The sequence below is a fragment of the Azoarcus sp. Soil_N_20 genome, from assembly GCF_057656155.1.
The window spans coordinates 107,783-121,517 of the sequence record NZ_JBDGKX010000011.1 but is presented as its reverse complement, the minus strand read 5'-3'; the positions used below and the strand labels follow the sequence as shown (position 1 = coordinate 121,517).

Here is a 13,735-nt window from a genome sequence, read left to right as displayed (position 1 = left end):
TGGTCAGCCACCGGAAAGGGCCTGCACGACGTAGATCTCGCTGCTGGCGCCGACCGGATCGCTGAGCCGACGACGGTCGTCGATGGCGACGCCATCGACGAAAATGGCGAGGTGGCGGCGCAACTCGCCCTGGTCGTCGAGGATGTAGCCGCGCAGCGCGGGCAGGGCGGCGAACGCGAACTCAAGCGCGGCGCCGACCGTAGTGGCGTCGACATCGTGCGCCGGGCTGGCGACATGGCGCTGGATGGCGGGGGCGAAAACGATGCGCGGCATGGTGCGGCAGGCTGAAGTTGAATGAACGACGGGCCGTGACGGTGGCTGCGGAATGCATCCGGCGTTTCAGGGGGCCGGATGGACGACTGGATCGCCGGCCGGCTGGCAGATCTTGCTATTCAGTGTAGATGCCCGCTGGCGCATTCGCCACGCGGCGGCGACCGGCCTCGGGGCGCCGGCTCGCCAGCCGGGCAATACGTCTGCTTGCAATGCACTGCCCGCCGGGATGGACGCCGGGGCGCTGGGGCCGGTAGAGTCGAAGCCTCTCGTGTGCCGTGGATGCCGAAGATGATCGTCGATCCATCCCCGCTTCCGGCTGCCGACCAGTGTCCGCCGGGACCCTTCCTCATCCTGCTCAATGCCGGATCCGGCGCACAGGATGCCGATGCTGCGCGGGCGCGGATCGGGGCGATGCTGAGCGCGAACGGATGCCGCCATGCCTTCGTGGATATTGTCGATCCGGAGCGGATCGGCGAACTGGCGACCCGGTGCGTACAGCGCGCGCGGGCACAGGGCGCGACGGTGGTGGCGGCCGGCGGTGACGGCACGATCAATGCGGTGGCCCACGCGGTGCTCGGTTCCGGCTGCACCTTCGGGGTGTTGCCGATGGGCACCTTCAATTACTTCAGTCGCACCCACGGCATTCCCGAAGACCTCGAACAGGCCACCCGGGTGCTGCTCGAGGGGCGGGTGCAGCAGGTGCAGGTCGGGGCGGTCAACGATCGCGTGTTCCTGGTCAATGCCAGCCTGGGGCTGTATCCGCAATTGCTGGAGGACCGCGAAGCGGCCAAGCGGCAATTCGGCCGCAGCCGGGTGGTGGCTTTCGCTTCGGCGTTCAAGACCCTGTTGCGCAGCCATCGGACATGGCGTCTGCAACTGCGCTACGACGATAGGGCGGAGCGCATCACTACGCCGACGCTGTTTGTCGGCAACAACCGCCTGCAGCTCGAACAGATCGGCATCGCCGAGTCCGCCTGCCTCGCGCGCGGGCAACTTGCCGCAGTCGCGCTGCGCCCGGTCAGTGCGCCGGGCCTGCTGGGCCTGGCGCTGCGCGGTTCGCTCGGCGTCCTGGGCGAGGCCGGGAACGTGGTGAGCTTTTCCTTCCTCGATCTGGTGGTGAGCGCGGCGGGTGGCGCTACGCCGCGGATCAAGGTGGCGACCGACGGCGAGGTGGGCTGGATGCGGCTGCCATTGCGCTTCCGGGTCGCGGCCGACACCCTTCCTCTGCTGTGCCCGCCCGCGCCCGCCGACGACGCGGTGGCCGAACCGGACTGAGCGCGGCGATGCCTGCCCTGCTCCATCTGTCCGACCCCCATTTCGGGACCGAGCGCCCGCATGTGGTCGAGGCCCTGTTGCGCTGCGTGGCGGAACAGGCGGTGAGCGTGATGGTGATCTCGGGTGACATCACCCAGCGCGCACGTCGCGGCCAGTTCCGCCGCGCGCGGGTCTTCGTCGACCGGCTGCGGGAAACCGCACCGGATGCCCCGGTGCTGGTACTGCCCGGCAACCATGATATTCCGCTGTTCAATCTGCCTGCCCGACTGCTGCATCCCTTCGCCGGTTTTTGCCGGGCCTTCGGCATGGACCTGGAGCCGAGTTACGAAGATGCGCAGATCCAGATCCAGCTGGTGAACACCGTGAGCCGCTGGCGCCACACCGACGGTGTGGTGGGCGCCGCGCAGGTGGCGCGCGTGGCGCGGCGCCTGGCCCAGGCGCGGGCCGGGCAATTGCGGGTGGTGGTGACGCACCAGCCGGCGGCGGTGGTACGCGAGGCCGACGCGCCGGACCTGCTGCGCGGTCACGCGGCGGCGATCCGGCACTGGTCGCAGGCCGGGGCCGACCTGCTGCTCGGCGGCCACATCCACCTGCCCTACATCCACGCCCCGCGCGCCGACGGCGCGGCGGCACACGGCATGTGGGTGGTGCAGGCGGGCACCGCGGTGTCGAGCCGGATTCGCCACGAAGCCGGAAATTCGTTCAACCTGATCCGCTACGGCGGGCACGGCGCCGGGGTCGGCGACCCGGTCGCCCGCGCGTGCATGGTCGAGCGCTGGGACTATATCGACGATGACGACCGCTTCGCGTGCCGTGCGGTCACGCCGCTCGCGCTCGGCCCGGCGGCGGTGGCGGGCTGATCGCGCGCGCCGTACGGCGTGTGCGCCGCATTCTTGCAGGCGCGCGAGCGTTGCAGCGTCCTCCGGAGACGGTCAGCCGTTCGTCCGGAGGTCGATGTCGGGCAGCGCGCGCACCCGGTGCTTGCGACCCCGGTAGGCGGCAAACAGGGCTTCGTGCCCGGCGCGCGACAGCTCGCCGCTGCGGCTGTCGTACTCGCTGACCCAGGTCAGCAGGAAGGCGAGGGTGGCGTCCTGTTCCGTGCGCGTCGCGTACTTGTGCGGCTCCCACGGCCGCGCGATGCAGTTGGCCATGCACTGCGCCACCCCGGGATCGAGGAACAGCAGTACCGGCCCGAACGCCAGCGCGGCGGCGACGAGGTTGGCGTAGCAGCCTTCGACCACCCACCCGGGGTGGGTGCGGCAGAACCTCTGTACGTCGGCGTTCGCATTGTCGGGCGGGCGCGCGAACGCCTGCTGCTCCGGCCTCCAGGCAATGGTGTCGAGGTCGAGGACCGGCACCTGGCGACGCTCGGCGAGGTGCCGGGCCAGGGTCGATTTGCCCGCGCCGGCGTTGCCGATGATGGCGATTCTGGTCGCAGCCATGACGCCGGTGTCAGCGCCCGTACATCGATGAACGCGTCGCGAACGGGCGTCGGCTCAGCGCTGATCGCTCGCGTTCCCGCTGCGCTGCTCGCGCATCAGGCGCTTGTTCAGCTTGCCGACGCTGGTGCGCGGCAGGGCGTCGACGAACTCGACCCGTTCCGGCACCGCGAAGCGCGAGATCCGTCCCTGGTCGGCAAAACCGCGGACATGCGCCTGGATGTCCGCAATGCCGAGCGTGCCGACGGCATCGGCCTTGAGCACGATCAGCGCGAGCGGACGTTCGCCCCACTCGTGGTCGCTGATGCCGATCACCGCGGCTTCCGCGACCGCGGGATGGCGGCCGATGATGTCTTCCAGTTCCAGTGACGAGATCCACTCGCCGCCGGTCTTGATCACGTCCTTCATGCGGTCGCTGATCTGCAGCGCGCCGTCGCCGTCGATGTAGCCGACATCCTGGGTATGCAGCCAGCCGCCGGCCCACAGCTGTTCCGATGCCTCCGGATTGTCGACATAGCCCTGGGTGAGCCACGGCGCGCGCACGAGCACTTCGCCGGGGGTGCTGCCGTCGCGCGGCAGGGTGTGCATGGCGGCGTCGACGGTGCGCAGCTCGACCAGCGGGATGGGACTGCCGGCGCGGATCCGGGTGCCGAGGCGATCCCCGCCATCGGCGGACCCCGCCGGCGGCAGCTGGGCGAGGGTGAGGACGGGGCCGGTTTCCGACATGCCATAGCCGGCGAACACGTCGATGCCGCGTTCCAGGGCCGCGCATGCCAGCGCACCGGGGAGGGCGGAGCCGCCGACGACCACGGTCCAGCCGGAGAGGTCCACGGCAGCGGCAGCGGGCGCCGCCAGCAGCATCTGCAGGATGGTGGGCACGCAGTGCGAGAAGCTCACCTTTTCGCGCTCGATCAGCCCGAGGAGGGTGTCGGGCACGTAGCGCCCCGGATACACCTGTTTGACTCCGGCCAGGGTGGCGACGTAGGGCAGGCCCCAGGCATGAACATGGAACATCGGGGTCAGCGGCATGTACACGTCGTCGCGATGGAAGCCGCCCTGGTGCGGCGCGAGGGCGAGGGCCGCGGTCAGGGCGAGGGTGTGGAGGACGATCTGGCGGTGGCTGAAATAGACTCCTTTGGGCACGCCGGTGGTGCCGGTGGTGTAGAAGGTGGTGGCGCGGGTGTTCTCGTCGAAGTCGGGGAAATCGAACGCATCCCGGCTGCTCGCGAGCAGGGCCTCGTACTCGCCGGCGAAGCCCGCCGGGGGCACGGGGTCGCCGTCGGCGAGGAGCACGAAGGTTCGCACCCCGCCCAGCTGAGGGCGGATCCGCTCGAGGACCTCGACGAACTCCCGATTCACCAGCACCACATCGGCCCGGGCATGGTTCAGGGTATAGGCGATCTGTTCCGGCGACAGCCGGATATTGACCGTCTGCAACACCGCGCCGAGCATCGGCACGGCGAAGAAGCATTCCAGGTAGCGGTGGCTGTCCCAGTCCAGCACCGCCACCGTGTCACCGGCGCCGACGCCCAGGCCGCTCAGCGCATGCCCCAGGCGGTTGATGCGGCGGAAGAACTCGGCATAGCTGTGGCGGCGCCGGTCCGCATACACGATCTCCTGGCCGGGACAGGTGGCCATGGGCGTGACCAGTAGCTGCTTGATCAGCAGCGGACAGCCGTGGGCGGACGGAGTGACGTGGATCGATCTGGCAGGCATGACCATCGCCTCCTGGGTTGACCGGAGCGGTGCTCGTCACCTTGCCGGATCCGGCCGCAGAGCCCGCCCGGGAATCGCCGCACGCGGCGGAGGCGTGGCTGTCCGCCGTGGCGGCGCGCAACGCCTGTGGGTGATGTTCACGATAGATCGGATGGTCCCGACTCTCAAATCGGCTGACCCGGTGGATGCCGTGGTGCCGCTACGCGGGCCTAGAATCCGGCTCCCGGGTGCTGCAGGAAGGCCGTTTCGTCCGCGGTCGAGCGCCGTCCAAGGGCCCCGTTGCGGTGCGGGAAGCGGCCGAAGCGGTCGATGATCTGCTGGTGGCGGCGGGCGAAATCGACAAAGCCGTCGAACGCGGGCCGCAGTTCGGGCCCGACCTGAGCCGCGAGGGCAGCGAACAGGTGCACGCTGTCGGCCTGGTCGGCGCGATCTTCGGCGTGTTCCAGCGGCAGGTACAGAAAGACGCGCTCGATCGGACGCAGTACGCGGTCGACGCGGTCGCGGATCGCGGCCTTGCTCCAGCCCAGTGCAAGGGTGTCGAAGGCGAAGGCATGCGCATCGCCGCGCCAGATGTTGCGCGGGAACTGGTCGGTCAGCAGCACCAGCGCCAGGCGACCGCGGGCGCTGGCGAGCCAGCCGTCCAGTGCGCCCGACGCGGCGCGGCCGACGAGCGCCTCGAAGCGGTGGCGGATCTCCGCGTCGACCGCTGCGCCCTTGCTCCACCACAGCGTCGACTGCTGCGCGATGACGGTGGCGTCGTCCGCGGCGGTGCCGAACCAGAAGGTGTGGATCGTATCCGGGGTTTCCATGCGTGCCTCCCTTGATCGGCGGCGCCGACACGAGGTGCCTGCCGCTGCGCTGCCGCGGGTCGACAGCTTATTCCGTCCTCAGTGCGTCCGGAACCGCGCGCAGCACGCTGTCCGCCTCGGTCTGCGCGCTGCCGCGCACGGTATGCAGCGGCACCACGCCGGCCCACACCGGCCAGTCCAGATCCTCTTCGTCGTCCTTCACCCCCCCGGCGCGGATCTTGGCCGAGGCCTCGGCGAGCGGGATGCGCAGTACGCTGGTGGCGTTCAGTTCCTTGGCAGTGACCGGGCGCAGGGTGTCCCAGCGTCCCGGCGCGATGCCGTCGATGAAGGCCTGCAGGCTGCGCGTCTTGTGCGCCGGGTCGTCCACGGTTTCGAAGCGGCCGTAGATCACCACCGAGCGGTAGTTCATCGAATGGTGCATGGCCGAGCGCGCCAGCACCAGGCCGTCGACGAGCGCGATGGTGACGCAGGCCTGGCCGGCGGTGAGCGCCTTCTGCATGCGCGAGGCCCTGGCGCCGTGGATATAGAGGTGATCGCCCGCGCGCCAATGCACGGTCGGGATGGCATGCACCGAACCCTCGTGCTGGAAGGCGACGGTACATACCAGCGCGGCGTCGATGATGGCGGCGACGGTTTCGGAGTCGTAGTGGCCGCGGTCGGGCAGGCGGCGGATGCGGGTGCGGGCGGAGGGGGCGGTGGGTGTATTCATGTGCAGGCTCGCAGGGTTGACGTTGATCGTGGAAGCAAGGGTAAGCTTGCGGTGGTGCTAGCAATAGCGCCACCAACTGCACCAACCATGGAGCCACCATGCAACTCGACTGGCTGCTGGCGGCGCCGCTGCCGCCCCGCGTGCCGCGTCAGCGCCTGCTCTACCAGCGCCTGCGCGCGGCCATTCTGGACGGGCGCCTGGCGCCGGGCACCCGCCTGCCCGCCAGTCGCAGCCTCGCCGCGGAGGTGGGGGTGGCGCGCAACACGGTGCTGTTCGCCTACGAGCAGCTGAGCGCGGAGGGTTGCCTCGAGGCGGATCGCCACGGTACCCGGGTGGCGACGCTGGCGCTTGCGCCGGCGGCGTCGGCGTGTGCCGGGCCCGCCATGCCCGGGCTGTCGGCACGCGCCACCGCGGCCCTGAGGCCGGAGCCGGGGCGCGATACCGAGATCCTGCCCTTTGCCCCCGGTGCGCCGGAACTCGGTGCCTTTCCCTTCCGCGCCTGGCGGGCGAGTCTCGAGCGCGCGTGGCGCGACGCCACCTGGCGCCAGCTCGGCTACGCGGCACACGGCGGCGAACCGGCGCTGCGGCAGGCGCTGGCGGGGCACCTGTCGGCGGTGCGCGGGTTTGCGGTAGCGCCCGAACAGGTGGTGATCACCGGCGGTACCCAGTCCGGACTCGATCTGTGCGCCCGTCTGCTCACCGACAGCGGCGATACGGCGTGGGTCGAGAACCCCGGCTATCCGGCGGCGCGCGCCGCGCTCGGGCTCGCCGGCCTGCGATTGCACGCGGTGGCGGTCGACGCCGACGGGATGGCGCCGGACGAGGCCGACTGGCGCGTACACCCGCCGCGCCTGGTGATGGTCACGCCCTCGCACCAGTACCCCACCGGCCACGTCATGTCGCTCTCCCGCCGCCTCGCGCTGATCGAGCGTGCGCGCGCCGGCCGGGCATGGATCATCGAGGACGACTACGACAGCGAATTCCGCCGCGGTCCTGCCCTGCCCGCCCTCTATGGCCTGCAGGCCGGCGCTCCGGTGGTCTATGCCGGCACCTTCAGCAAGACGCTATATCCCGGCCTGCGCATCGGCTACCTGGTGCTGCCGGCGGCGGTGGCCGCGGACTTCGTGCGCGCCGCCGGGCAGGCCACGCGTCCGGGTCAGGGCATCGAGCAGGCTGCGCTGGCCGATTTCATCCGCCGCGGCCACTACACCGCCCACCTGCGGCGCATGCGCAAGCGCTACGCATCGCGCCAGGCTGCGCTACGCGCCGCCCTGGTGCGCGACCCCGGGGTGGAGCTCGCGATCAGCGGCGGCGCGGCCGGTCTGCATCTGGTGCTGTGGCTGCCGGCGGAGCTTCCCGACGTCGAGGTGGTGCAGCGTGCCAACGCGCTCGGGCTGGGCGCACGCGCGCTGTCGCACTACGCGCAGCCACCGGTGGCATGCAACGGCCTGGTGCTGGGCTACGGCAGTGTCGACGAGGCGAGTGTCGCCGGGGCGGTGCGGCGCTTGCGGATGGCGATGGCGCCCTAGGCGTGCGTTATGTACGTTATCGAACTGAAATGCCGCGGCGATGCGAACACCATCTGTGCGCACGGCGGTCGGCAACACGCCGGCGCTTCCAGCCACAACCCTCAGGAGAACACGATGAAACGCTCCGCATCAGCCGCCTGGCACGGTGGACTCAAGGAAGGCAAGGGCAGCATCTCGACCCAGAGCGGCATCCTCAACAATGCGCAATATGGCTTCAACACGCGCTTTGAAGACGGGCCGGGAACCAATCCCGAAGAGCTGATCGCGGCGGCCCATGCGGGTTGCTTCACGATGGCGCTGTCGGCGCAACTGGGCGAGGCCGGCATCACCCCCGAGCGCCTCGAGACCACGGCCACCGTGACGCTGGACAAGACCGGCGACGATTTCACCATCACCGCCGTCCATCTGGTGCTGGCCGCGACGATCTCCGGGACCGATCGTCAGACGTTCGAGGCGATTGCCGAAAAGGCCAAGACGGGTTGTCCGGTATCGAAGCTGCTCAATGCCCGGATCACGCTCGAGTCGACGCTGGACGGCTGAGTCATGGACGCCCGTTCACGCCTGGCCCGTGCCCGCCGGCGCGCGGACGAACTCGGCGGAAGCGTGCGCAGGCCGTGGCTGCTCGCCGGATTGGTCATGCTCGGCATCGCGGGCTGCGGCGAAATGGCGACCCTGCCCGAGGGCGCCGACTTCGGTTCGCAGCCGAAGCTGGCGGCGCCGAACCCGACCCTGATCCCGACCGTAAACGTCGCGCCGGCAACGGGATGGCCCGCCGGGCAGACGCCGGTGGCAGCGGCGGGGCTGGCGGTGCGCGCCCATGCGACCGGCCTCGACCACCCGCGCTGGCTGTATGTGCTACCCAATGGCGACGTGCTGGTCGCCGAGAGCAATGCGCCCGCGAACCGCGAAGCCCCGGGCGGGATCCGGCGCTGGATCATGAAGCGGCTGATGAAGACGGCCGGCGCCGCGGTGCCCAGCGCCGACCGCATCACGCTGTTGCGCGGCATCGATGCCAACGGGGTGGCCAGCACGCGGACGGTGTTTCTCCAGGGGCTGCACTCACCCTTCGGCATGGCCCTGGTCGGCAACGATCTCTATGTCGCCAATACCGATGCGATCGTCCGCTTTCCCTACAACACGGGCGACACGCAGATTACCGCGCCGGGGGAGGAGGTCGTCGCCCTGCCGGCGGGCAAGATCAACCACCACTGGACCAAGAGCCTGATTGCCAGTCGCGACGGCGCGCGTCTCTATGTGACCGTCGGCTCGAACAGCAACGTCGGCGAGAACGGCATGAACAACGAGACTGGCCGCGCCGCCATCCATGAGGTCGACATCGCCACCCGCCGCACCCGGGTGTTCGCCTCCGGCCTGCGCAATCCCAACGGACTTGGCTGGGAGCCGCACAGCGGTGCCCTGTGGACCACGGTCATGGAGCGCGACGAGATCGGCAGCGACCTCGTTCCGGACTACATGACCTCGGTGCGCGACGGCGGCTTCTACGGCTGGCCCTACAGCTACTTCGGCCAGCATGTCGACACCCGGGTCCGCCCGCCGCGACCCGATCTGGTGGCCGGCGCGATCGTCCCCGACTACGCGCTGGGTGCCCACACCGCTTCGATGGGACTGGCCTTCTATGAGGCGAAGTTGCTGCCGCAGCGCTACGCCGGAGGCGCATTCATCGCCCAGCACGGGTCATGGAACCGGAAGCCGCACAGCGGCTACAAGGTGGTCTTCGTTCAGTTTGCCGGGGGACGCCCCGCAGGCCCGCCGCAAGACGTGCTGACCGGTTTCCTCAGCGCAGAGGGCGAAGCGATGGGCCGGCCGGTGGGGGTGGCGGTGGACCGTGCCGGCGCCCTGCTGGTGGCGGACGACGTCGGCAACACGGTGTGGCGGGTCACGCCTGCGCCGCGCTGACGCAGCGGACCGGGTGCACGAGGCCGGTAGCGGACGGGGTGCGGCCTGCTGCCGCCATTTGCGCCTGTCGTCGATCGGCACGATCCGGGCGACCTGGCGTGAGTCGAACCCGGTAGCTGCGTGCCCAAAGCCGCGAGCTCGCGTGCCCGGGGCTTGTGACGCTCACCGTGTCAGGGCGCTGGCGGCGGTCGGTCCCGGAGCGCGTGCCCTGCTTCGGCACTGGTCGCGGGCATCACGTTTACTCTAAGCTCGGGCCTGGCGCGATCCGAATCGCAGTGTGCAACGCCCCCAACCTCGTCAGGACCTCCAGTTCATGATCACCCCCTTCCAGGCGCTGGCCTGCCCCCTGGACGGTGCCCCCTTGCACCGCACGGGGAGCGCATGGTGCTGCACCGCCGGTCACAGTTTCGACGTTGCCAGCCAGGGCTACACCCACTTGCTGCCGGTCCAGCAAAAGCGCTCGCGCGACCCGGGCGACAGCAAGGAGATGGTCGCGGCCCGCAGGCGCTTTCTCGATAGCGGTGCCTACCAGCCGATCGCCGCGGCGCTGAGCCGGGCGGTGCTGGCCGATCTGTCCCCCGGCGCAAGCGCCGCGTGCCTCGATGCCGGTTGCGGCGAGGGCTATTACCTGCGCCAGCTGGCGGCGGCGACCGGTGAGCGGCGAACGCTGGCACTGCTCGGGCTGGACATTTCCAAATGGGCGGTGCTCGCGGCCGCAAAACAGGACAAGCGGCCCAACTGGGTGGTGGGCAGCAACGCCAACCTGCCGGTGCTGGCGGGCACGCTCGATCGGGTGCTGTGCATGTTCGGCTTCCCGGTCTATGCCGAGTTCGCCCGTGTGCTCAGGACCGGTGGCCAGTTGCTGCAGGTCGACGCCGGGCCGGACCATCTGCGGGAATTGCGGGCGATCATCTATCCCGCGCTGAAGCCGGACCGGGTGGCCGACGTCCGGGCCCCGGCGGGATTCACCGAGCGGGTGACCGAGACCGTCCGCTACCGCCTGGAGCTCGCCGGCAGCGCGCAGATTGCCGATCTGCTGGCGATGACCCCGCATCTGTACCGCGCCAGCGCCGAGGGCCGGGCGAAGGCCGCGGCGCTGACCGCGCTGGCGGTCACTGTGGACGTGCGCCTGGCCCGGTTCGAGCGCAACGCCGGTCGCTGAGCATGCGGCCCTTGTCTGCCGACGACGGGGGTCGAGGCCACCGGATCGACACCGTCGACGCGGCGTGGCGCGCCGGCCGCGCTGCGCGCGGGGCCGGCGACGACTTACTTGCCCTTCACTTCCAGCAGTTCGACCTCGAATACCAGGGTCGCACCGGGCGGGATGACGTTGCCGGCGCCGCGCTCGCCGTAGGCGGTCTCGGGCGGGCAGGTCAGGCGCGCCTTGCCACCCACGTTCATCATCGCCACGCCATCGGTCCAGCACTTGATGACGCCGTCGAGCGGGAACTCGGCGGGTTCGTTGCGGCTGTAGGAACTGTCGAATTCGGTGCCGTCGGGCAGGGTGCCGCGGTAATGGACCTTGACCACGTCGCTCGCGACCGGACGCGCGCCGGTGCCTTCGGTGAGCGCACGATAGACGAAGCCGCCGGGAGTCTTGACGGCGCCCTTCTCGGCGGCGGCCGCGGCGAGCACTTCCTTGCCCTTGGCCATGCTCAGCTGGGTGGCGGCGGCCTGGCGCGCCTGGCCGAGTTCATTGACCTTGGGGCCGTACACGTCGAGGTCGACGGCGGTCTTTGCGCCCAGCGTGCCGTCACGCCAGCCTTGCTGGACGGCATCGAGTTCGGCGGGGGTGAGCTGGAAGACGGCGGTCTGGCGGGCTACGAGCTGGCCGAGGGCGTACAGCGTCTTCTGCTCTTCGGTCAGCTCGGCGGCGTGGGCGGCGGCGGTGGCGAGGGTGAGCGCGAGGCTCAGGGCGATCAGGGTCGGTCGGGTCATGTGAGGTGCTTGCGAGGTGAATGTGGGTGGCGGGGGCGCCCGATGGTTGCGGCGGCATCGGCTTGACGGGGCGCGAATGGACGGCAGCCGGGTGACCGCCGGTTCGCAGCGTACTGCTGTCCTCACCCGGTTGGCAATGGAGGCGGCGATGCGGGCCCGTGGTGCGCCCGGTCATGGGCAGGTCCGTGCGCCGGAGCGTAACGCATCTGCGGCTTCGCTTCGCGGTGGGCGGGGGCGTCTGCGGCCAGCCGGGAGCGCCTGCACGGGGGCACGGGATGCGATCGAGGCGCGCAGCTTGGCACGCAGATGAACGATAATTGCGGATGCCTCCCGCCACCCCGCTCCCGGCTCCGAACCCCCGACGCCTTTCCGCGCTGCGCGGCCTGCTACCCTTTGTGCGCCCCTACCGGGCGCGGCTGGCGCTCGCGTTCGCGCTGCTCTGCCTCGGCTCGGCGACCATCCTGGTGGTGCCGCTGGCGTTTCGCGACCTGATCGATTTCGGCTTCGGCTTCGGCGAACCCGCACGGACCCGTGACGGCCTGCTCGGCGCGCTCGGCCTGGACGGGCATTTCATCGCGCTGTTCGGCCTCGCCGCGTTGTGGGCGCTGGCGGTGGCGGCGCGCTATTACACGGTGTCGTGGGTGGGCGAACGGGTGACCGCTGATCTGCGCAGCGCGGTGTATGCGCGCGTCGTGGGGCAGTCGCCGCAGTTCTTCGAGACCCTGCAGACCGGCGAGGTGCTGTCGCGCCTGACCGGCGACACCACGCTGATCCAGACCGTGGTCGGCAGTTCGGTGTCGATGGGCCTGCGCAGCCTGTTCCAGTTCGTCGGCGGCATGGTGATGCTGGCGGTGACCAGCTTCCACCTGTTCGCGCTGAACCTGGGCCTGATGGCGGTGCTCACGCTGCCGATCATCGCCATCGGGCGCAAGGTGCGCAAACTGTCGCGCGAATCGCAGGACCGCATCGCCGACGCCTCGGCGCTCGCCGCCGAAATCCTCAACGCGATGCCCACGGTGCAGGCCTACACCCAGGAGCGACAGGAGGCGCGGCGTTTCGCCGATCGCACCGAGACCAGCTTCGTCACCGCGATCCGGCGCACCCGGGTGCGCGCCGCGCTGACCGCGCTGATCATCACTGCGGTGATGGGCACGATCATCTTCGTGCTGTGGATCGGCGCTCACCAGGTGCATGCCGGCACCCTGACCGGCGGCCAGCTCGCGTCCTTCGTGCTGTACGCGGCGCTGGTGGCGGGCGGGGTCGGGACCATGGCCGAAGTGTGGGGCGACGTGATGCGCGCCGGGGGTGCCACCGAGCGCCTGCTCGAGTTGCTGCATGCCGAGTCCGCGATTCGCGAGGCCGACCGCCCGCAGCCCCCGGTGCGCTCGGCACAGGCCGCGGTGCGCTTTGATCATGTCGGCTTTTCTTACCCTGCACGGCCGCAGACGCGGGCGCTGGACGACATCTGCCTGGAGATCGCGGCGGGCGAGAGCGTGGCCCTGGTGGGCCCGTCGGGCGCGGGCAAGACCAGCCTGTTCCAGGTCCTGCTGCGTTACTACGACGTGCCCGAAGGCTGCATTCGGATCAACGGCCAGGACATCCGCGAACTGAGCCTGCACGACCTGCGCAAGGACATCGCCATCGTGTCGCAGGACCCGGTGATCTTCTCCGCCAACGCGCTCGAGAACATCCGCTACGGCCGCATCGAGGCGAGCGACGAGGAGGTGGTGCAGGCGGCGCGGGCGGCGGTCGCCGATGAGTTCATCGACCGCCTGCCCGACGGCTACCAGACCTTTCTCGGCGAACGCGGCACGCGCTTGTCGGGCGGCCAGCGCCAGCGCATCGCGATCGCGCGTGCCATCCTCAAGGGTGCCCGCCTGCTGCTGCTCGACGAAGCCACCAGCGCGCTCGACGCGGAGTCCGAGATCCTGGTGCAGAAGGGCCTGAGCGCGGCGATGCGGGGGCGTACCACGCTGATCATCGCCCATCGCCTGGCCACGGTGCAGAAGGCCGACCGTATCGTGGTCATGGACCATGGGCGCATTGTCGAAACCGGCACTCCGGCCGACCTGCGCCAGCAAGGCGGACTCTACGCGCGCCTGGCCGCGCTGCAGCTAGACCTTTGAATCC

13 protein-coding genes are annotated in these 13,735 nt (G+C 70.2%); 7 read left to right on the top strand and 6 right to left on the bottom strand.

Annotated elements, in window-relative coordinates; translation table 11 throughout:
* Nucleotides 1–3: 3 nt before the first annotated feature.
* Complete coding sequence (locus AC3A35_RS20175; protein ID WP_487438095.1) at nt 4–273, bottom strand: ubiquitin family protein; 270 nt, start codon at nt 271–273, stop codon at nt 4–6.
* A gap of 288 nt (nt 274–561) precedes the next feature.
* Here AC3A35_RS20175 and AC3A35_RS20170 point away from each other — a divergent pair, with 288 nt between their 5' ends.
* Together AC3A35_RS20170 and AC3A35_RS20165 are read left to right on the top strand one after the other, a co-directional pair.
* The gene (locus tag AC3A35_RS20170) at nt 562–1,548 is read left to right on the top strand and encodes a diacylglycerol/lipid kinase family protein (protein WP_487438093.1); all 987 of its coding nucleotides are present in this window, start codon (nt 562–564) and stop codon (nt 1,546–1,548) included.
* 8 nt (nt 1,549–1,556) lie between these two features.
* Nucleotides 1,557–2,408, top strand: a complete 852-nt coding sequence (locus tag AC3A35_RS20165) for a metallophosphoesterase family protein (protein ID WP_487438092.1) — start codon at nt 1,557–1,559, stop codon at nt 2,406–2,408.
* Nucleotides 2,409–2,480: 72 nt separating this feature from the next.
* Here the strand turns inward: AC3A35_RS20165 and AC3A35_RS20160 are convergent, their stop codons facing one another.
* From AC3A35_RS20160 to AC3A35_RS20145, 4 genes are all read right to left on the bottom strand, one after another.
* Nucleotides 2,481–2,990 (bottom strand): P-loop NTPase family protein, encoded by a 510-nt coding sequence (locus AC3A35_RS20160; protein ID WP_487438091.1) that lies wholly within the window; start codon nt 2,988–2,990, stop codon nt 2,481–2,483.
* 54 nt (nt 2,991–3,044) lie between these two features.
* Nucleotides 3,045–4,703, bottom strand: coding sequence for a fatty acid--CoA ligase (locus AC3A35_RS20155; protein WP_487438090.1), 1,659 nt, complete (start codon nt 4,701–4,703; stop codon nt 3,045–3,047).
* Between the two features lie 209 nt (nt 4,704–4,912).
* Nucleotides 4,913–5,512: a DUF924 family protein gene (locus AC3A35_RS20150; RefSeq protein ID WP_487438089.1), complete on the bottom strand. Its 600-nt coding sequence runs from the start codon at nt 5,510–5,512 to the stop codon at nt 4,913–4,915.
* Nucleotides 5,513–5,579: 67 nt separating this feature from the next.
* Nucleotides 5,580–6,221: a pyridoxamine 5'-phosphate oxidase family protein gene (locus AC3A35_RS20145; RefSeq protein ID WP_487438088.1), complete on the bottom strand. Its 642-nt coding sequence runs from the start codon at nt 6,219–6,221 to the stop codon at nt 5,580–5,582.
* A gap of 98 nt (nt 6,222–6,319) precedes the next feature.
* Here AC3A35_RS20145 and pdxR point away from each other — a divergent pair, with 98 nt between their 5' ends.
* The 4 genes from pdxR to AC3A35_RS20125 all read left to right on the top strand — a co-directional run bounded on the left by pdxR (nt 6,320) and on the right by AC3A35_RS20125 (nt 10,829).
* Nucleotides 6,320–7,750, top strand: a complete 1,431-nt coding sequence (gene pdxR, locus AC3A35_RS20140) for a MocR-like pyridoxine biosynthesis transcription factor PdxR (protein ID WP_487438087.1) — start codon at nt 6,320–6,322, stop codon at nt 7,748–7,750.
* 114 nt (nt 7,751–7,864) lie between these two features.
* The gene (locus tag AC3A35_RS20135) at nt 7,865–8,290 is read left to right on the top strand and encodes an OsmC family protein (protein WP_487438086.1); all 426 of its coding nucleotides are present in this window, start codon (nt 7,865–7,867) and stop codon (nt 8,288–8,290) included.
* A 3-nt stretch (nt 8,291–8,293) separates the two neighbouring features.
* Nucleotides 8,294–9,667 (top strand): PQQ-dependent sugar dehydrogenase, encoded by a 1,374-nt coding sequence (locus AC3A35_RS20130; RefSeq protein ID WP_487438085.1) that lies wholly within the window; start codon nt 8,294–8,296, stop codon nt 9,665–9,667.
* A gap of 313 nt (nt 9,668–9,980) precedes the next feature.
* Nucleotides 9,981–10,829, top strand: coding sequence for a putative RNA methyltransferase (locus AC3A35_RS20125; protein WP_487438084.1), 849 nt, complete (start codon nt 9,981–9,983; stop codon nt 10,827–10,829).
* A gap of 104 nt (nt 10,830–10,933) precedes the next feature.
* On the opposite strand, the gene AC3A35_RS20120 is transcribed toward AC3A35_RS20125, so the two are convergent.
* On the bottom strand, nt 10,934–11,605 hold the full coding sequence (locus tag AC3A35_RS20120; protein WP_487438082.1) for an FKBP-type peptidyl-prolyl cis-trans isomerase: 672 nt from the start codon (nt 11,603–11,605) through the stop codon (nt 10,934–10,936).
* Nucleotides 11,606–11,928: 323 nt separating this feature from the next.
* Here AC3A35_RS20120 and AC3A35_RS20115 point away from each other — a divergent pair, with 323 nt between their 5' ends.
* On the top strand, nt 11,929–13,731 hold the full coding sequence (locus tag AC3A35_RS20115) for an ABC transporter transmembrane domain-containing protein (protein ID WP_487438080.1): 1,803 nt from the start codon (nt 11,929–11,931) through the stop codon (nt 13,729–13,731).
* Nucleotides 13,732–13,735 lie beyond the last annotated feature (4 nt).

Coding starts and splice junctions, on each gene's coding strand:
- AC3A35_RS20130 (WP_487438085.1), top strand. CDS start 8,294: ATGGACGCCCGTTCACGCCTGGCCCGTGCCCGCCGGCGCGCGGACGAA.
- AC3A35_RS20165 (WP_487438092.1), top strand. CDS start 1,557: ATGCCTGCCCTGCTCCATCTGTCCGACCCCCATTTCGGGACCGAGCGC.
- AC3A35_RS20115 (WP_487438080.1), top strand. CDS start 11,929: ATGCCTCCCGCCACCCCGCTCCCGGCTCCGAACCCCCGACGCCTTTCC.
- AC3A35_RS20120 (WP_487438082.1), bottom strand. CDS start 11,605: ATGACCCGACCGACCCTGATCGCCCTGAGCCTCGCGCTCACCCTCGCC.
- AC3A35_RS20135 (WP_487438086.1), top strand. CDS start 7,865: ATGAAACGCTCCGCATCAGCCGCCTGGCACGGTGGACTCAAGGAAGGC.
- AC3A35_RS20150 (WP_487438089.1), bottom strand. CDS start 5,512: ATGGAAACCCCGGATACGATCCACACCTTCTGGTTCGGCACCGCCGCG.
- AC3A35_RS20155 (WP_487438090.1), bottom strand. CDS start 4,703: ATGCCTGCCAGATCGATCCACGTCACTCCGTCCGCCCACGGCTGTCCG.
- AC3A35_RS20170 (WP_487438093.1), top strand. CDS start 562: ATGATCGTCGATCCATCCCCGCTTCCGGCTGCCGACCAGTGTCCGCCG.
- pdxR (WP_487438087.1), top strand. CDS start 6,320: ATGCAACTCGACTGGCTGCTGGCGGCGCCGCTGCCGCCCCGCGTGCCG.
- AC3A35_RS20125 (WP_487438084.1), top strand. CDS start 9,981: ATGATCACCCCCTTCCAGGCGCTGGCCTGCCCCCTGGACGGTGCCCCC.
- AC3A35_RS20160 (WP_487438091.1), bottom strand. CDS start 2,990: ATGGCTGCGACCAGAATCGCCATCATCGGCAACGCCGGCGCGGGCAAA.
- AC3A35_RS20145 (WP_487438088.1), bottom strand. CDS start 6,221: ATGAATACACCCACCGCCCCCTCCGCCCGCACCCGCATCCGCCGCCTG.
- AC3A35_RS20175 (WP_487438095.1), bottom strand. CDS start 273: ATGCCGCGCATCGTTTTCGCCCCCGCCATCCAGCGCCATGTCGCCAGC.